Genomic DNA, 16469 nt, shown 5'->3' with positions numbered 1-16469 from the left:
CCAGGGCGTTGGGGGAGCCGCCCTTTTTCAGCCCTTGTGCGCCCGGGCAGCGGCGAAGCAGTAGACGCCGAAGCCGAGGAAACCCAGCGCGATCAACGCCAGGAGGAACACGCCGTAAGGCTGAGCCACGAGCGTGTGGAGCGCCTTGTCCAGCCCGCCCGACTCGGACGGGTCCGCCTCGATCGCCGCGAACCCGACCAGGACGCCGATCAGCGCGTAGGCGATCCCCTTGCCGATCCACCCGACCCGCCCGAGCCGCTCGACCCACTTCTGCGAGCCGGAGGGCAGTTCGGACATGTCGAGGTCGTCCTCGAACGACTTCTTGACCCCCTTGCGCGCGACCGCCACCCCGAGCCCGATCACGAACAACGCGACCGCGCCCACCAGCACCTGCCCGAACGGCAGCGCCAACACCTTCGCGGTCCACGTCTGCGACTGCTCGGTGGAACTCTTCTGCCCCGACCCGACGGCATAGGAGATGGCCGCGACCGCGATCACCACCCCGGTGATCGCCCGTCCGATCGAGCCAAACCGCCGGTACCAGCGCTTGCGCTCCGGCGACACCCACTGGTACCCGGACACCGCCATGGCCACCTGCCACAGCGCGAAGGCGAACAACCCGACCGCCAACACCCACAGCAACACCGGCCCGAGGGACGTCTCGGCCAACGCGGCCACGGCACCCTTCTGGTCGGTGCGTTCCCCGGTGTCGCCCAGCACCACCTGCGCGGTCAACACGGCCAACAGCACGTGGACCGCCCCGTAGCACACCATCCCCGCCCGACCGAGGACTTGCACGGCCGGGTGACGTCTCACCTCATGCACGCTCACGATCGGGTGAATACCCGCTCCTGACCAGCCCTAAGCCGCCACCCACCGGTCGCTCGCACACACGCCCGCCCACCCACGCAGCAGGACGCGAGTGAACCGCGCGCAGCGCGTGCCCTTCGGCGCGCGCAGCGCGCCCGCTTTCGGCTTTTCCGTCCTCCCCGTACGGCCTGCCCGAAGGGCTACCACACTTTCCCGGGGTTGGGCCAAAAAGTTTTGCGAGGAACGAGCAAAAGTTTTTCGACCAACCCCGGGAAAGTGTGGTCGGCTCCGCCAGGCCGTACGGGGAGGACGGAAAAGCCCCTCTTTTGCTTTCTCCCCGGGGGCCTGCCCACCGGCGAGGCTCTTTTGATCTTTACGAGTCACGCTGACGCTCTCAAGCCCCCGCTTCGCGGGTCCTCACGGGACGCGCTCCGCTCTCCCAAGCTCGAACGCGCTTCGCGCTTGGGAGCGCTTCGCGCACAACGCGCTGGCGCGCTCGAAAGATCAAAAGAGAAAGCGAAAAGCGAAAAGAGGCGCTCGCCGCGCGGCAGGCCCCCGGGGGTGGAAGGACGTCGGTTCGTTCCCCGTACGGCCTGCCGGAGGCAACCACCCTTCAGCCTTCTCCGCAACCGGTGAAGCGTGGTTGCGGAGAAGGCTGAAGCGCGGTTGGGCTTCGCCCAGGCCGTACGGGGAACGAACCGAGGCCCTTCCTGTGGCTTGGCAGCCCTTCAAAAGCGCGCCTGCGGCGCAATGCCACTAGCCGGCGGGTGGAGCTTCGCAGACGATCTTCGGTGACGGGTCGTACTTCACCGTGCGCGACTCCGACCGGGTCTGGCCCGTCCGACGGTCGGTGATGGTCCGGGTGTCCGTCACCGTGAAGCCCTGCGCGCCGTTGCTGGGCACGCACGGCTGGGTCGTCTTCTTGATCTCCTGCGGCTCGGTGAAGTTCGTCCGCTCGCTGGTCGAGCCGCTGACGTCGTAGTTCTTCGTCCCCCACAGCACGATCTTCAGCGAGGACGGGGTCCAGATGGTCTGGATCGCCACGCCGGTCTGGTCGGGGTTGGTGAACTTGATGTCGATCAGGCTGTTGCCCGCCGCGTCCATGAACACCGTGGCCTCGCGGCCCGCCGGGTAGCGGGAGATCCAGTAGCTGTGCTCCTTGTGCCCGGCGTCCTTCATGCCCGCGTGGTACGCCGCGTTGTAGAGCGTCGTCGCGAACTGGGAGATGCCGCCGCCGACCGCGCGGCCGGGGGCGCCGTTCTCGATGATGCCCGCCTCGACGTAGCCCTGGGCGGTGCCGCGGGGGCCGGTGAAGCCGTTGAGGGAGAACGTCTCGCCGGGCTTCACGATCGCGCCGTTGACCTTCTGGGCCACCACGCGGATGTTCACGCCCGAGTCGGCCGCGAAGCCACCGGTCTGGAACTCGCCGATGACCTCCTTGATGCCCATCTGGTTGGCCTGCTCGGTGGTCACCTTGGCGGGCGACTTCTTGTACTCCGCCTTGATCTCCCGCTGGTCGGCGCGCTTGAGCACCTCCAGGTACGTGACCAGCGACTTCTCCCAGTCGATGGTCAGCCCGTCCACGGACGGCTTGACGGTGGGCCGGCCGCCCTCGAACACGATCTCGGCGTCCTCGCCCTCCTTCTCCGTGTCCTTGAGCTGCGGGCCGGCGGCCTCGACGACCTTGTTGTTGTCCACCTTGACGGTCAGGCTGCCGTCGTCGGCGGGCTCGAAGACCAGGGTCGCGAAGAGCTGTTCGGGCGTGAGCGTGGCGTCCTTGCCCTCGCCCTTGACCACGACCGGGGACGCCACGGCGGGCTTGGCGACCTCGTCGAGCGCCTTCTGCACGCCCTCCTTGGTCGTCTTCACCGGGGTGAGCGCGACCGGCAGCTCGACGGTGCCGCCGTCGGCCCAGTCGGCGAGCAACTTCTCGCGGGCACCGCCGGCGTCGAGTTTCTGGCCCTGCTTCGGGTCCACCGCGACGGCCGTGCCGCCCTCGAACTTGATGGTGCCCTCGGCCGGCTCGTGGTCGGTCCTGGCGCGCAGGTCCTCGACCGCGGCGGACAGCTTGCCCTGGTCGCTGCGGGTGGCGAAGCCGACCTCGCGGGAGGTGAAGAACGACGTGAGGCGGGTGATCGGCGACAGCGGCTGGTCGCCGGCCCGCTCGAAGGTGCCCGCCCAGTCCAGTTCGAGGCCCGCGGCCCTCGGGTCGACCTCGGTCTCGACGTCGCCCGCGCGCGCCTTGACCGGCTTCTCCAGCCGGGGGCCGATCTCGGCGCGCAGCTTCTGCTCCGCGTCCTTGTGGCTCATGCCGCCCACGTCGACGCCGGCCACCGTCACGCCGCGCGGCACGTTGCCGCTGGAGACCAGGATGTCCAGGCCGTAGAGCAGGACGAGCAGGCCGAACACGCCGGCCGCGACGAGCGCGACCTTCTTGCGGCTCTTGCGGCGCTGGTCGTCCTCGTCGGCCTGCGTCTCCTCGTCCACCATCACCGGGCCGAGGACGGTCGCCTCGGGCTCGCCGACCGGGGTGGCGAAGACGGTGGTCTGCTCGGACGGGGACGGGTTGCGCGGACCGTCCTGCGGGGCGCCGAACGCGCGGGTCTCGTCCGCCGCGCCCTGCGGGCCGTTGAACGCGCGGGTCTCGTCGGACGCGGCCTGCGGGCCGGGGAAGGCGCGGGTCTCGTCGGCGGGCGGGGTCAGCTTGCGGGTGACCTCGTCGGGGTGGGGGTTGGGCACATCCTGGGTGACGCCGGCGGAGGCCTGGAGGTTGCCGCTGTCGATGTACTGGGTCGTCTCGGAGGGTGCGACGTCCCGCACGGTGCGCGCGGAGGGCTCGTCCGGCTCCTCCTGCGGCCAGGCGTTCTCCTCCTGGGGCCACTGCGCCTCGCCCGCGGACGGCGCGGAGCCGTTCGTCGGGTGCTCCGAACCGGTGCCCGACGGGCGGACCGGCTGGAACGCCGTGGTCCGCTCAGCGTCGTGCTCCGGTCGTTGGTTCTCCGGCACCGCTCCCCCTCTTGCCTCTCCGCAAGGTCCTGGGACTGCTTACCCGACCGCCGTCACACGACGATCACGGTCGGGCGGTTCTAGAGGTAAAGGCCCGTTCCGTGGTCCGACCGCTCGGTGGCGGTGGCGTGCACGTCGCGTTCACGCATGACCAGGTAGGTCGCGCCCTGCACCTCGACCTCGAACTGGTCGTCCGGGTTGAACAGGACCCGGTCGCCGACCTTGACGTGCCGCACGTTCGTGCCGACCCCGAGCACCTCGCCCCAGGCCAGACGCTTGGCCATCTGCGCGGTCGCCGGGATCAGGATGCCGCCGCTGCTGCGGCGCTCACCGTCCTCCGGGGAGATCCGCACCATGACGCGGTCGTGCAGCATCTGGATCTCAAGCTTGACATCGGGCACCCGATGAGTCTACGTGGCGCGCTACGCGCCCTCGTCCAGGCCGCCCATCATGAGGGGCAACCGGTGCGGGCCGTCCGCGCTGACGCGCACGGGCACGCCCCAGTCCTGGCGGGTGAGCTTGCACACGGGGTGCTCCACGCTGGGGTCGTCCGTGCAGCTCGCGGCCTGTGCGACGACGTGCAGGACGCCGTCGGTGAAGCCGTCCGCGATGCGCAGCGTCCGCTTGAGGTCGGTGCCGACGCCCGCGCCCTCGACCAGCAGCTCCGGCGGCGAGCTGGTGATCTCCAGCCGGGTCGACGGGCCGTAGCGGTCGTCCAGCTTCTGGCCGGTGGGCGGGGTGAAGACGACCGACAGCTCCAGCTCGCCGGGCGCGATGACCGTCGGCGGTCGCTTCACCCGGTGGGCCTCGCCGAGCACCTTCGTGCCGGGCGCGACGGGCCGTTCCAGGCGGTGGGCGGCGGAGGCGACGACGACCAGCTCGCCGGCCACGAACAGCACGTCGCTGGGCTCGGCGATGTCCGTGGCGAGCGTGGACACCTCGCCGGTGGCGGGGTCGTAACGGCGCACCGCGCCGTTGTAGGTGTCCGCGACCGCGATCGAGCCGTCGGGCAGGACGGCGACGCCCAGCGGGTGCTGGAGCAGGGCCTGGTCGGCCGCGCCGTCGCGGTGGCCGAAGTCGAACAGGCCCTTGCCGACGACGGTCTTGACGTGGCCGTCCTCCAGGTAGCGCAGGGCGGAGGTCTCGGAGTCGACCAGCCAGAGGCGGTCGCCCCGGGCGGCGAGGCCGGAGGTCTGGGCGAAGAACGCCTCCTGGAGCGGCGCGTCGCTCAGGCCCTCGACGGTGGTGCCGGCGAGGCGCTCCAGGCGGCGCTCGACGGGCTTGAACAGGCCGAGGGTGTGGTTGCCGGCGAGCGCGATGGCGACGCCCCCGGCGGGTTCCCACCAGGCCACGTCCCACGGGCTGGTGAGGTGGATGGCGTCGGCCGGGCCGTCGGTCTCGCCGTCGCGCCACTGCTCGCCGGTGCCGGCCACGGTCGTGACCTCGCCGGTGTCGAGGTCGAGCCCGCGCAGCAGGTGGTTGACGGTGTCGGCGACGACGACGTGGTAGCCGACCAGCGCGGCCGTGTCGTCGGGCAGGAGGGCCAGGCCGGCGGGCTCGGAGAACGTGGGCTCGACGCCGTCCCGCCGGCCGCGCTCGCCGGTGCCGATGCGGCGGACGACGGTCTCGCCGTCGGGTTCGAGCTCGACCAGGCTGTGGTGGGCGGAATCGCTGACCAGCAGGTTCCCGTTGGGGAGGACGACCGCCTTGGCGGGGAAGCGCAGGGTCGTGTCGGCCGGGGCGGGCGGGACGTAGGGGCCGTCGCCGCGGTGCAGCGTGCCCTTGGCCTCGTGCTCGGCGACGAGTTCCCGGACGACCGTGCGCAGCGCGTCGACGTGCCCCTCGCCGGCGGCGACGTGCACGACGTAGCCCTCTGGGTCGACCACGACGAGCGTCGGCCACGCCTTGACGGCGTAGTTCTGCCAGGTGGCCAGCTCGGGGTCGTCCAACACGGGGTGGTGCACCTCGTACCGCTCGACGGCGGCCTTCAGCGCGTCGGGGTCGGCCTCGTGGACGAACTTCGGCGAGTGGACGCCGATGGTGACCAGGACGTCGGCGAACTCGGCCTCCAGCGGGCGCAGCTCGTCCAGGACGTGGAGGCAGTTGATGCAGCAGAACGTCCAGAAGTCGAGCAGGACGACCTTGCCCCGCAGGTCGGCGAGCTTGATGTCCCGGTCACCGGTGTTGAGCCAGCCACGGCCGACCAGTTCGGGGGCGCGGACACGCGCGCGGCGGCGTTGAGCAGTCGTCACGTGCGAAGTCAACACGACGTCAAGCGGCGTCTATTTCGGCGTCCACCATGTGGATGAGGAACCTTTCGTTTTGTTCGTTTCGGTCTACGCTTGAGGCATGACAGCGATCTCGGGAGAGCGGACACTGCTGCCACCGGCCAGCCCGGAAAGCCTGTCGCCCTGGGTCGCGGCCCTGGCTCGGCCGGGTGACGCGAACGCCGCGCTGCTCGCCCCGGACGGCACCCGGCTGGACCTCCCGGCCGAGGTGTTCGAGGTGCTGCGCAGCGTGGTGGCCGCCATGTCGCAAGGGCTGGCGATCACGGTGGCGCCCCAGCACACGGTGTTGACCACGAGCGAGGCGGCACACCTGCTCGGCGTCTCGCGGCCGACCCTGGTGCGCCTGCTGGAGGCCGGCGAGATCCCGTACGAGCAGCCGAACCGACACCGGCGGGTGCGCCTCGCCGACCTCCTCGCCTACCGGGAACGCGCGAGCCGCGCCCGTGCGGCCGGCCTGGACGAGATGGTTCGCGACGGCGAGGACGACGGCCTGTACGACCTGCCCCTGGAGACGTGCCCCTGAGCATCGCGGAGTGCCGAACCCACCGGCCGCTGTGGTCCGCCGACGTGCTCGCGGAACTCGACCGCAACCTCCGCAAGCGCGGTGCGACGGCGGAGCAGGTCGCCCACCGGATCGATCAGATGAGTCGACACTTCCCCGATGCCGAGGTCCTCGGCTACGAGGACTTGATCGACTCCATGGAGAACCACCCGAAGGACCGGCACGTGCTCGCGGCCGCGGTCCGCGGTGGGGCGGAGGTGCTGGTCACCGAGAACCTCAGGGACTTCCCGACGAGTGCTCTGGAGCGGTACGACGTCGTGGCCGTCCACCAGGACGACTTCCTGCAGGACCAACTCGGGCTCTTCCCGAACGCGGTCCACTCGGCGCTGCGCCGACAGGCCTCCCGCTACCGCCGCGCCCCGCGGTCGGTCGAGGACCTGCTCGACGTCCTGGCCGATGCGGGACACGGCTGTCCGGGGTTCGCGGAGGCTTGCCGGCGGGACTTGAGAGCGTGGCGAAGGTGAGCCACGAGCGGCGAACGCGACCGCTCGGGTGACTTCGGATCACCGAACCGACTTCGGGCCCAGGACTTCGGCGCCGAGTTCGGTCACGCGGCGGCGGAGTTCGCGGTCGGCCGTGACGACCGCGCACGGGCGGTCGGGGGCGGCCGTTCGGACGACTTCCACGATCTTGTCGTCGCCCGAGTGCTCCGCCGCGACCACGCGGACCTCGGGGATCGATTCCACGTGGCGGGCCTTGCCCTCCACTACCAGGACGACCTCCAGCGGGCCCGCGTGGAAGGCGGGCAGGCCGCCTTCGGCGATCGTCGCCAGGGAGTCGCGCAGGCGGGTGGCCGCTCCGGCCCGGTCGCGCCACCAGCCGTCGGGGACCGAGCCCACGACGTTGGCCGCGTCGACCACCAGCAGCGGGAGCGTCATCGGGTCATGCTCTCAGGAAACCCTCAAGGAATTGTCAGACCCCGGTGGCACCATGGGTGGTGTCCATGGGGGACAAGACACATTCAGGGGGAAGCAGTGATGATCCGGCGCGCCCGCAGACAGGACGACACCTGGACCGGTTCGGCCACGTCCAAGTAGTCCGGGCACTCGGTCGGGGGACATGGGAAACCCCGCGGTGCTGCCAGGTCGGGGGTCCGACAGCATCGCGGGGTCACCAGGAACATCGAGACACGATCGTGGACTGTTACACCCTCTACCGGGTGTGACCCGAATCACGTTTCGATGTGCTCAACATAGTCGAAGGCCCTGCCGCGCGGGAGGTGCGGCAGGGCCTTCGACGTTTCCCCCTTCGCCGATCGCGCGCGACAGCGGGGCGTGCACCCGGTGTCGATGTCGGGTGGCCGTCACGCGCGGAGGGCGGTTCAGCGGAGGGTGGTCACCTGGGCCTGGGCGATCGCCATGAGCTCGTGGCGCATGGCCGGGGTGGGCGCCTGGTCGATCGCGCGGGCAACGGCCTTCCGGTTGCGAGCCTCGACACGACGAGCGCGGAGCTTCGCAGTGAAGTTCACGGGGTTCATCCCTCTCAGAGTGCTTCTCGGTGTGTGCCTCAAGTATGCACCCTCAACAGCCCCAATGCACCCGATTGTCCGGTGAGATGGGGCACAGGCCGATGAATCTCCGGCGGCTACCTGTTCAGCACCTGCGATTCGCCTGACAGTCACCTGGTTGCGCCGGACAGCCCGACCACGGCTCCCCAGCGTGACCGCTGGACGACCCGACGCGACCGGAAATCAGTCCTCGCGCCCCAGGAGGAACCGCCCGAAGTGCGGCACGGTGAACGCGATCTGCCCGCGTTCCGCGCTGTAGACCAGGCCTTTCTTGATGAGGCTGTCCCGCGCCGGCGACAGCGACGACGGCTTGCGCCCCAGGTGGTCGGCGACCTGCGCGGTGTTCACGCCCGCGTCCTTGCCGTCGGTCAGCTCCGCCATCGCCCGGAGGTACTCGCGCTCGGCCGGCGTCGCCCGCTCGTAGCGCGACCCGAAGAACCCCACGGCCAGCTCGGCGTCCGCCTCGGGCGCGGCGACGGCCACGTCCAGCGGGGTGATCGGGTCGGCCGGCGCGGCGTCCCACGCGGCCTTGCCGTAGGCCTGGATGAAGTACGGGTAGCCGCCGGACGCGTCGAACAGGGCGTCCAGCGCCTCGTCGAGGATGCCCGCCTGCTCCCGCTCGACCGGCGCGAGCACGGCCCGGTCCGCGTCCTCGCGCGACAGCCGGTCGATGCGCACGTACCGGAACAGCCGCTCCGAGTACGACTTGGACGCCGACAGCACGGCCGGCAGGTGCGGCAACCCCGCGCCGACCACGACCAGCGGCGCGCCCGACTGGGACAGCTCGTGGCACGCCGCGCACAACGCCGACACGTCGTCCGGCCGCACGTCCTGCATCTCGTCGATGAGCAGCGCGACGCCGGTGCCCACGTCCTGCGCCAGCTCCGCGACCTCCGTGAACAGCTCCACCAGGTCGATCTCGATGTCCCCGGAGTCGGCCCGGCCCTGCGCGGCGGGCACGTCGATGCCCGGCTGCCACCGGTCGCGCAGCTTCGCGTCCTCGGGGTTGGCCTTCAGCGCGAACGCCTTGAGCACGCCCAGCACCGCCTCCACGCGGTCGGGCGCGCGGTGCCGCACGGCCAGGTCGCGGATCGCCCGGTGCAGCGCGGCGGACAGCGGTCGCCGCAGCCCGGCCTCCGGCCGCGCCTCGATCTTCCCCGCGCCCCACCCGCGCTTGAGCGCCATGGACCGCAACTCGCCCAGCAGCACGGTCTTGCCGACGCCCCGCAACCCGGTGAGCACGAGACTGCGCTCCGGACGGCCGCGCGCGACCCGTTCGAGGACCACGTCGAACGCGCTCAGCTCCTTGTCCCGCCCCGCCAACTCGGGCGGGCGCTGCCCCGCTCCGGGGGCGAACGGGTTGCGGACCGGGTCCATCCTCGGACGGTATCGAGCTGTCTACGACCGATCCAATACTCGACGCGTGTCGTGCTCTATTGGCCAATCTAGTGTTCAAGCTAGATCGGCTTATCGTTGCGCATGATCCGGCATGCGGGTTGGGTGGGTGACGTGGCTGAAGTCGTGACCAAGGGCACCGGCAAGGTCGAGCGCACCGCCGACCGGGCCGAGGTGCAGGTGAACTTCGAGACCTCCGGCGCGACCCGCACGGAGGCGGTCGACCTGCTGACCCGGCGGGTGGCGTCGGTCGAGCCGCTGCTCACGCGGCCGGGCGTGGAGGTGCGGTCGCGGCAGCTCAACGTGCACGACAACTGGAACGGCCGGCGCCGGTCCGGCAGCCGGGCGTCGCAGTCGTACACGCTGCGCGTGGACGCCCTGGACCAGCTGGACGACCTGCTGGGCGCGCTGGTCGCCGCCGAACCGACGTGGCTCAACGGCCCGTCGTGGCAACTCGCGGCGGACACCGAGGCCGTGCGCGAGGCGCAGAAGGAGGCCGTCCTCGACGCCCGCCGCCGCGCCGAGGGTTACGCCGAAGCCCTGGGCGCACGCCTGGGAACCCTGCTGCGCCTGGCCGATGGGGACAGCGAGATGTGGGCGGCCGAGTCGATGCGCGCGATGGCGGCCTACGGCGGCGCACCGGGCGCGCCACCGCAGATGGACCAGCTGAACCTGGAGGCCCAACAGATCACCGTGACCGTCCGCTGCACCGCGACCTGGTCGCTGCTGGACTAGGGGCCGCCCGCCGCGAAAGCCGGACGGCCCGTGCCCGGTCAGCGTTCGACGATCGCCGTCACGCCCTGGCCGCCCGCCGCGCAGATGGAGATCAGGCCGCGGCCCGAGCCCTTCTCGGCCAGGATCTTCGCCAGGGTCGCCACGATGCGCGCGCCGGTCGCCGCGAACGGGTGGCCGGCCGCCAGGGACGAGCCGTTCACGTTGAGCTTCGAGCGGTCGATGGGGCCGAGGGGTGCGTCCAGGCCCAGCTTGCCCTTGCAGAAGTCGGCGTCCTCCCACGCCTTCAGGGTGGCCAGGACCTGTGACGCGAAGGCCTCGTGGATCTCGTAGAAGTCGAAATCCTGCAACGACAGACTGGCACGGGCGAGCATCCTCGGGACCGCGTAGGCCGGGGCCATCAGCAGGCCCTCGCCGCCGTGGACGTAGTCGACCGCCGCCGTCTCGGTGAACGTCAGGTACGCCAGCACCGGCAGGTTCCGCGACGCCGCCCACTCCTCGCTCGCCAGCAGCACCGTGGACGCGCCGTCGCTCAGCGGGGTCGAGTTGCCGGCGGTCATGGTGGCGTCCTCGCCGCGGCCGAACACCGGCTTCAACTTGGCGAGCTTCTCCACCGACGAGTCCGGGCGCAGGTTCTGGTCGCGGGTCAGGCCCTGGAACGGGGTCATCAGGTCGTCGAAGAAGCCCCGCTCGTACGCGGCGGCCAGGTTGTGGTGGCTCGCGGCGGCCAGGGCGTCCTGGTCCTCGCGGGCGATGCCCCACTCGCGGGCGGTGATGGCGGCGTGCTCGCCCATCGACAGGCCGGTGCGCGGTTCGCCGTTGCGGGGGATGTCCGGGACGACGTGCTTGGGGCGCAGCTTGGTGACGGCCTTGAGCTTGTCGCCGGTCGACCGGGCGCGGTTGAACTGCAGCAACACCGAGCGCAGGTCCTCGTTCACGCCGATGGGCGCGTCGCTGGTGGTGTCCACCCCGCCCGCGATGCCGACCTCGATCTGACCCAGCGCGATCTTGTTCGCCACCGCGATCACGGCCTGCAACCCCGTGCCGCACGCCTGCTGCACGTCGTAGGCCGGGGTCTCGGCGGACAGGGCGCTGCCCAGCACGCACTCCCGCACCAGGTTGAAGTCGCGGCTGTGCTTGAGCACCGCGCCCGCGACCACCTCGCCGAGCCGCTCGCCCCGCAACGCGAACCGGCTGACCAGGCCGTCCAGGGCGGCGGTGAACATGTCCTGGTTCGACGCCGTGGCGTAGGGGCCGTTGGAACGCGCGAAGGGGATTCGGTTGCCGCCCAGGATGGCAACCCTGCGGATGTCGGCCATGTCGTCCTCCCGGTACGGGTGTGTGTTGTCCATATTACCTACTCGTCAGTAGACTTACTACTGAGTAGGGAGTGTGATGTGCGCATGGATCGCTACCAGTCGTTCGCCAAGTCCGGCTTCGGGCGTCTCGTCGTCGGCAAGCTCGGCCTGCCCAACCCGTACCCCTTGCGCCGGCACACGCCCGGGAAGCCCGCGCTGGACGGCCCCGTGCTGCTCGGCGGCAGCGGGCGACTGGTCGAACCGGTCGCCGCGGTGTGCAAGTCCATCGGCCTCGACGTGACCTCCGAGGCGAAGGAGAGCGAGCGGTACGGCGCGCTCGTCTTCGACGCCACCGGCATCGGCAGCACAGAGGAGCTGCGCGAGCTGTACGAGTTCTTCCACCCGGTGATCCGGTCCCTCGGACCGTGCGGCCGGGTCGTCGTCCTCGGCACACCACCCGCCGAAGCGGCCTCGCGCATCGCGCAGCGCGCCCTCGAAGGGTTCACCCGCAGCGTCGGCAAGGAGCTCAAGCGCGGCGGGACGGCCCAGCTCGTGTACGTCGCCGAGGGAGCGGAGGGCAACATCGAGTCCACCCTGCGGTTCCTGCTGTCCGGCCGCTCGGCGTACGTGTCCGGCCAGGTGGTGCGCATCGGCGCCGGTCCGCTGGAGGTCCCCGACGACTGGGAGCAGCCGCTCGCGGGCAAGGTCGCGCTGGTCACCGGGGCGTCCCGGGGCATCGGCGCGGCGATCGCGGAGGTCCTCGGGCGCGACGGCGCGCACGTCGTGTGCCTGGACGTGCCCGGCCAGGGCGACGAGCTGTCGGCCGTCGCCAACCGGGTGGGCGGGTCGACCCTCCAGCTGGACATCACCTCGGCGGATGCCCCGAAGCGGATCGTCGAACACGTCACCCAGCGGCACGGCGGGGTGGACGTCGTCGTGCACAACGCGGGCATCACGCGCGACCGCACGCTCGGCCGCATGGACGCCGGCCGCTGGAACGCGGTCATCGAGGTCAACCTGGCCGCCCAGGAACGGGTCAACCAGGCCCTGTTCGACTCCGGCGCGTTGCGCCCCAACGGCCGGATCATCGGCGTTTCGTCGATCGCCGGCATCGCGGGCAACGTCGGCCAGACCAACTACGCCACCACCAAGGCGGGCGTGATCGGCATGGTCGACTCGCTGTCGGAGGCCGTCGCGGGCACCGGGGCCACGGTCAACGCCGTCGCGCCCGGGTTCATCGAGACCAAGATGACCGCCGCGGTGCCGCTGATGATCCGCGAAGCGGGGCGGCGGATGAACAGCCTGTCCCAGGGCGGCCTGCCGGTGGACGTGGCGGAGACGATCGCGTGGTTCGCGCACCCCGCGTCCTCCGGCGTCAACGGCAACGTCGTGCGGGTGTGCGGGCAGAGCCTGCTGGGGGCGTGATGGGGAACCTGACCTGGCTGTACGCCAAGGCCGCGCTGACCGGGTTCACCCGGAGCGGCTCGACGCTGCCGGACGCCGTGCGCGACCTGCGCGTGGACGTCGACCGCGAGCACCTGACCGCGTACAACCGCGTGTGCGGGTTCGGGGTGCGCGACGAGCTGCCGGTGACCTACCCGCACGTGCTCGCGTTCCCGTCGCAGATCGAGCTGATGACCGGGCCCGGGTTCCCGTTCCCGCTGCCCGGGCTGGTGCACGTGGCGAACCGGATCACGCAGCTGCGGCCGTTGCGGGCGGACGAGCCGCTGGACGTGAAGGTGCAACTGGGGAACCTGCGCCCGCACGAACGTGGCCGCCAGTTCGACGTGGTGTCGTCGGTGTCGGTGGACGGTGAGCGGGTCTGGGTCGACGTATCGACATATCTCCGGCTCGGCGGCGGGTCCGGGGACGGTTCCGCGCGGGAGCGGGAGGAGCCGCCGAAGCCCACCGGCGGGTGGCGGGTCGGCGGGGACGTCGGGCGGCGGTACGCGGAGGTGTCCGGCGACCGCAACCCGATCCACCTGCACGCCCTGACCGCGCGCGCGTTCGGGTTCCCGCGGGCGATCGCGCACGGGATGTGGTCCAAGGCCCGGTGCGTGGCGGCGTTCGAGGGCAGGCTGCCGGACGCCTTCACCGTCGACGTCCGGTTCAAGGCCCCGATCCTGCTGCCCGGGAAGGTGGACTTCTCCGCCGCGCCGACCGCCGACGGGTGGCGGTTCGCGCTGTGGTCGAAGAAGCCGCACCTGGAGGGCGTGATCAGCGGCTAGTCGTCCTCTGGCACCCGTCGCGACGGCGGGTGCCAGATGTTGCCCTCGACCAGGTCGCCGAAGCCCATCCAGACCAGGTTCATCAGCCGGGCGGCGACGACGCCCGCGGGTTCCTCGGGGTTGTCCAGCCACCAGTCGGCCAGCGACTCGCCCGCGCCGACCAGCGCGGCGGCCAGCGCCTCGGCCTCCTTGTCGCCCGCGCGGGGCACGTTGGGGAAGTCCGCGGAGTGCACGAGCAGCGCGGCCACGAGGCTGATCGCCCGGCCGCGCATGTCGGCCAGCTCCTGCGCGAACGGGCCGCCCTGGGAGGAGGCCTGGCGGTGCAGGACCTGCCAGCTCGACCGGTTCTCGCCGACGAACCCGAAGAACGCGCGCAGTCCGCTCCACAGCTGCACGTCCGGCGGCTGGTCGGCCTCGACGCCGTTGGCGATGGCCTCCATCATCCGCGTGGACTCGCGGCGGATGCAGGTGGCGAACAGCTCCTCCTTGGAGCCCAGGTACGCGTAGAGCATGGGTTTGGAGATGCCCGCGACCTCGGAGATCTCGTCCATCGACGCGGCGTGGAAACCCAGCCGCGAGAAGACGTCCACCGCGGCGTCCATGATCTGCCGCTCGCGCACCGCGCGCGGCAGTCGCTTGGCTCGTCCGGTGCTGACCGGCTGCTCTGCGTGCATCGCACCCCCTGAAGGCTGGCGCAAGATTACTCCGCGCCCCTTGCCGCCTTACCTACTCACCAGTAGTCTTACCGCTCAGTAGGTACGCGGAGGTGCCACCATGACCAACCTCACCACCGAGGCCATCGCGAAGCTGAGCCCGAAGGCCCTGATCAAGGCGCTGCGGGAGGTGGACCCGGCCGACCCCGCGCTGCGCGACCTGGACATCGACGTCATCGCGCGCGGCATCGACCCGAAGAAGCTCGGCCAGGACGAGTTCGCCGACCTGCTCGGCACCCTCGGCGACCTCGCGGACGCGGGCGCCGACCTCGACCTGGCGAAGATGGACCCGCAGGACTTCGCCCGGATCGTGTCCCGCGCGTCCAAGGAGCAGATCGAGGCCGTCACCGCCCGGCCGGGCCTGCGCGAACGCGTGCTCGACGAGGTCTTCCGCCGCATGGAGGTCCACTTCCGCGCCGACCGCGCGGGCGCCACCCGGGCCGTCGTGCACTTCCGGCTGACCGGTGCCGGCGCGGAGGACGTCTACGAGGTGGTTATCGAGGACACCGGCTGCGCCATCGACAAGGGCGCGACCCGGGAGTCCCGCGCGACGGTCACCCTGGGCCCGGTGGAGTTCCTCAGGCTGGCCACCGGCAACGCGTCCGCACCCGTCCTGTTCATGACCGGCAAGCTGAAGGTCAAGGGCGACCTCGGTTTCGCGGCCGGTTTCATGAGCCTCTTCGACATCCCCAAGGCGTGAGCGTGTTCTCCCTGGAACTGAACGAGGACCAGCGCGACCTGCGCGACTGGGTGCACGGTTTCGCCGCCGACGTGATCCGGCCCGCCGCGTCCGAGTGGGACGAGCGGGAGGAGACGCCGTGGCCGGTGATCCAGGAGGCCGCGAAGATCGGCCTGTACGGGTTCGAGGCGCTGGCGACGTGGTTCGCCGACCCGGTCGGGCTGTCGCTGCCGATCGCCGTGGAGGAGCTGTTCTGGGGTGACGCGGGGATCGCGCTGGCCCTGATGGGCACAGGTCTCGCGGCGGCGGGGATCTTCGCCTCCGGAGAGCCCGAGCAGCTCGCCGAGTGGGTGCCCGAGTGCTTCGGGACGCCGGACGAGCCGAAGCTGGCGGCGTTCTGCGCGTCCGAGCCGCAGGCGGGGTCGGACGTCGCCGGGTACCGGACGCGGGCGGTGTACTCGCGGGCGACCGACGAGTGGGTCCTCAACGGGCAGAAGGCGTGGGCGACCAACGGCGGGATCGCCAACGTGCACGTGGTGACGGCGGTCGTGGATCCGGCGTTGGGAGCCCGCGGCCAGGCGGCGTTCGTGGTGCCGCCGGGCACGCCGGGGCTGTCGTCGCCGGGGAAGATCAAGAAGCACGGGATGCGGGCGTCGCACACGGCGGACGTGTTCCTCGACGACGTGCGCGTGCCGGGCCGGTGCCTGCTGGGCGGTCGGGAGCGCTTGGAGAAGCGCTTGGCGCGGGCTCGGGAGGGCGTTTCCGCCGGCGGGCAGGCGGCGATGGCGACCTTCGAGACGACCCGGCCGACCGTCGGCGCGATGGCCGTTGGCGTGGCGCGGGCGGCCTACGAGTACGCGCTGGCGTACGCGAAGGACCGCGAGGCGTTCGGGCGGAAGATCATCGAGAACCAGTCCATCGCGTTCGACCTGGCGAACATGAGGATGGAGATCGACGCGGCCCGCCTGCTGGTGTGGCGGGCGGCGTGGATGGGCCGCAACAACGTCCCGTTCACCGCGGGCGAGGGGTCGATGTCCAAGCTCAAGGCCGGCGAGGTGTCGGTGTGGGCGACGGAACGGGCCATCCACATCCTCGGCGGGGCGGGGTACACGCGGGAACACCCGGTGGAGCGGATGCACCGGGACGCGAAGATCTTCACCATTTTCGAGGGAACTTCCGAGATCCAGCGGTTGGTGGTGGCCAGGGCCATTTCCGGGATGCACATCAAGTGAGTTGATCTCCCCAGGCCGT

At 71.1% G+C, this 16469-nt stretch carries 16 protein-coding genes; 7 read left to right on the top strand and 9 right to left on the bottom strand.

From position 1 onward, the window contains the following. Window positions 1-27: 27 nt before the first annotated feature. The 4 genes from ABD126_RS12525 to ABD126_RS12510 form a co-directional block, all read right to left on the bottom strand. On the bottom strand, window positions 28-831 hold the full coding sequence (locus tag ABD126_RS12525) for a DUF1206 domain-containing protein (RefSeq protein WP_343933937.1): 804 nt from the start codon (window positions 829-831) through the stop codon (window positions 28-30). Window positions 832-1566: 735 nt separating this feature from the next. Further along, window positions 1567-3300 carry a VanW family protein gene (locus ABD126_RS12520; protein WP_343934219.1) on the bottom strand — a complete coding sequence of 578 codons (1734 nt, stop codon included), beginning with the start codon at window positions 3298-3300 and terminating at the stop codon, window positions 1567-1569. A gap of 596 nt (window positions 3301-3896) precedes the next feature. After that, window positions 3897-4190 carry a GroES family chaperonin gene (locus tag ABD126_RS12515; RefSeq protein ID WP_121231684.1) on the bottom strand — a complete coding sequence of 98 codons (294 nt, stop codon included), beginning with the start codon at window positions 4188-4190 and terminating at the stop codon, window positions 3897-3899. 48 nt (window positions 4191-4238) lie between these two features. Then, the gene (locus tag ABD126_RS12510; protein WP_343933936.1) at window positions 4239-6068 is read right to left on the bottom strand and encodes an NHL domain-containing thioredoxin family protein; all 1830 of its coding nucleotides are present in this window, start codon (window positions 6066-6068) and stop codon (window positions 4239-4241) included. 97 nt (window positions 6069-6165) lie between these two features. Between ABD126_RS12510 and ABD126_RS12505 the strand changes: the two genes are divergently transcribed. Together ABD126_RS12505 and ABD126_RS12500 are read left to right on the top strand one after the other, a co-directional pair. Next, on the top strand, window positions 6166-6627 hold the full coding sequence (locus ABD126_RS12505; RefSeq protein WP_343933935.1) for a helix-turn-helix domain-containing protein: 462 nt from the start codon (window positions 6166-6168) through the stop codon (window positions 6625-6627). Then, window positions 6618-7130: a VapC50 family PIN domain-containing toxin gene (locus tag ABD126_RS12500; protein ID WP_343933934.1), complete on the top strand. Its 513-nt coding sequence runs from the start codon at window positions 6618-6620 to the stop codon at window positions 7128-7130. The genes ABD126_RS12505 and ABD126_RS12500 overlap by 10 nt, the downstream gene beginning before the upstream one ends. 39 nt (window positions 7131-7169) lie before the next feature. Here the strand turns inward: ABD126_RS12500 and ABD126_RS12495 are convergent, their stop codons facing one another. The 3 genes from ABD126_RS12495 to ABD126_RS12485 all read right to left on the bottom strand — a co-directional run bounded on the left by ABD126_RS12495 (window position 7170) and on the right by ABD126_RS12485 (window position 9550). Continuing rightward, the gene (locus ABD126_RS12495; RefSeq protein ID WP_343933933.1) at window positions 7170-7544 is read right to left on the bottom strand and encodes an NTP pyrophosphohydrolase; all 375 of its coding nucleotides are present in this window, start codon (window positions 7542-7544) and stop codon (window positions 7170-7172) included. 443 nt (window positions 7545-7987) lie between these two features. Then, window positions 7988-8143, bottom strand: coding sequence for a hypothetical protein (locus tag ABD126_RS12490; protein WP_343933932.1), 156 nt, complete (start codon window positions 8141-8143; stop codon window positions 7988-7990). A gap of 213 nt (window positions 8144-8356) precedes the next feature. After that, window positions 8357-9550 (bottom strand): AAA family ATPase, encoded by a 1194-nt coding sequence (locus ABD126_RS12485; protein WP_343933931.1) that lies wholly within the window; start codon window positions 9548-9550, stop codon window positions 8357-8359. 132 nt (window positions 9551-9682) lie between these two features. Between ABD126_RS12485 and ABD126_RS12480 the strand changes: the two genes are divergently transcribed. Continuing rightward, on the top strand, window positions 9683-10303 hold the full coding sequence (locus ABD126_RS12480; protein WP_343933930.1) for an SIMPL domain-containing protein: 621 nt from the start codon (window positions 9683-9685) through the stop codon (window positions 10301-10303). Between the two features lie 38 nt (window positions 10304-10341). Here the strand turns inward: ABD126_RS12480 and ABD126_RS12475 are convergent, their stop codons facing one another. Next, a complete protein-coding gene (locus ABD126_RS12475; protein ID WP_343934218.1) occupies window positions 10342-11619 on the bottom strand; it encodes an acetyl-CoA C-acetyltransferase in 1278 nt (425 codons plus the stop codon). A gap of 84 nt (window positions 11620-11703) precedes the next feature. Between ABD126_RS12475 and ABD126_RS12470 the strand changes: the two genes are divergently transcribed. Beyond that, a complete protein-coding gene (locus tag ABD126_RS12470) occupies window positions 11704-13023 on the top strand; it encodes a 3-oxoacyl-ACP reductase (protein ID WP_343933929.1) in 1320 nt (439 codons plus the stop codon). Beyond that, window positions 13023-13826: a MaoC family dehydratase gene (locus ABD126_RS12465; protein WP_343933928.1), complete on the top strand. Its 804-nt coding sequence runs from the start codon at window positions 13023-13025 to the stop codon at window positions 13824-13826. The genes ABD126_RS12470 and ABD126_RS12465 overlap by 1 nt, the downstream gene beginning before the upstream one ends. Here the strand turns inward: ABD126_RS12465 and ABD126_RS12460 are convergent. Beyond that, entirely contained in the window at window positions 13823-14500 is a 678-nt protein-coding gene (locus tag ABD126_RS12460; RefSeq protein ID WP_343933927.1) for a TetR/AcrR family transcriptional regulator, read from the bottom strand. The two genes, ABD126_RS12465 and ABD126_RS12460, sit on opposite strands and share 4 nt — an antisense overlap. A 100-nt stretch (window positions 14501-14600) precedes the next feature. Between ABD126_RS12460 and ABD126_RS12455 the strand changes: the two genes are divergently transcribed. Further along, entirely contained in the window at window positions 14601-15239 is a 639-nt protein-coding gene (locus ABD126_RS12455; protein ID WP_343933926.1) for an SCP2 sterol-binding domain-containing protein, read from the top strand. Beyond that, complete coding sequence (locus ABD126_RS12450) at window positions 15236-16450, top strand: acyl-CoA dehydrogenase family protein (RefSeq protein WP_343933925.1); 1215 nt, start codon at window positions 15236-15238, stop codon at window positions 16448-16450. Before ABD126_RS12455 ends, ABD126_RS12450 begins: the two co-directional genes overlap by 4 nt. Window positions 16451-16469 lie beyond the last annotated feature (19 nt).

The sequence above is a fragment of the Saccharothrix mutabilis subsp. mutabilis genome (genome assembly GCF_039521145.1).
Classification (GTDB): domain Bacteria; phylum Actinomycetota; class Actinomycetes; order Mycobacteriales; family Pseudonocardiaceae; genus Actinosynnema; species Actinosynnema mutabilis.
Note: the sequence above shows the minus strand (reverse complement) of the source record. Positions and strands in the feature narration are given on the sequence as shown.

Bases quoted from the DNA above. Each gene is read 5' to 3' on its own strand.
- ABD126_RS12520 (WP_343934219.1), bottom strand. From the start codon at position 3,300: ATGGTGGACGAGGAGACGCAGGCCGACGAGGACGACCAGCGCCGCAAG.
- ABD126_RS12515 (WP_121231684.1), bottom strand. From the start codon at position 4,190: ATGCTGCACGACCGCGTCATGGTGCGGATCTCCCCGGAGGACGGTGAG.
- ABD126_RS12505 (WP_343933935.1), top strand. From the start codon at position 6,166: ATGACAGCGATCTCGGGAGAGCGGACACTGCTGCCACCGGCCAGCCCG.
- ABD126_RS12495 (WP_343933933.1), bottom strand. From the start codon at position 7,544: ATGACGCTCCCGCTGCTGGTGGTCGACGCGGCCAACGTCGTGGGCTCG.
- ABD126_RS12490 (WP_343933932.1), bottom strand. From the start codon at position 8,143: ATGAACCCCGTGAACTTCACTGCGAAGCTCCGCGCTCGTCGTGTCGAG.
- ABD126_RS12485 (WP_343933931.1), bottom strand. From the start codon at position 9,550: ATGGACCCGGTCCGCAACCCGTTCGCCCCCGGAGCGGGGCAGCGCCCG.
- ABD126_RS12475 (WP_343934218.1), bottom strand. From the start codon at position 11,619: ATGGCCGACATCCGCAGGGTTGCCATCCTGGGCGGCAACCGAATCCCC.
- ABD126_RS12470 (WP_343933929.1), top strand. From the start codon at position 11,704: ATGGATCGCTACCAGTCGTTCGCCAAGTCCGGCTTCGGGCGTCTCGTC.
- ABD126_RS12465 (WP_343933928.1), top strand. From the start codon at position 13,023: ATGGGGAACCTGACCTGGCTGTACGCCAAGGCCGCGCTGACCGGGTTC.
- ABD126_RS12460 (WP_343933927.1), bottom strand. From the start codon at position 14,500: ATGCACGCAGAGCAGCCGGTCAGCACCGGACGAGCCAAGCGACTGCCG.
- ABD126_RS12455 (WP_343933926.1), top strand. From the start codon at position 14,601: ATGACCAACCTCACCACCGAGGCCATCGCGAAGCTGAGCCCGAAGGCC.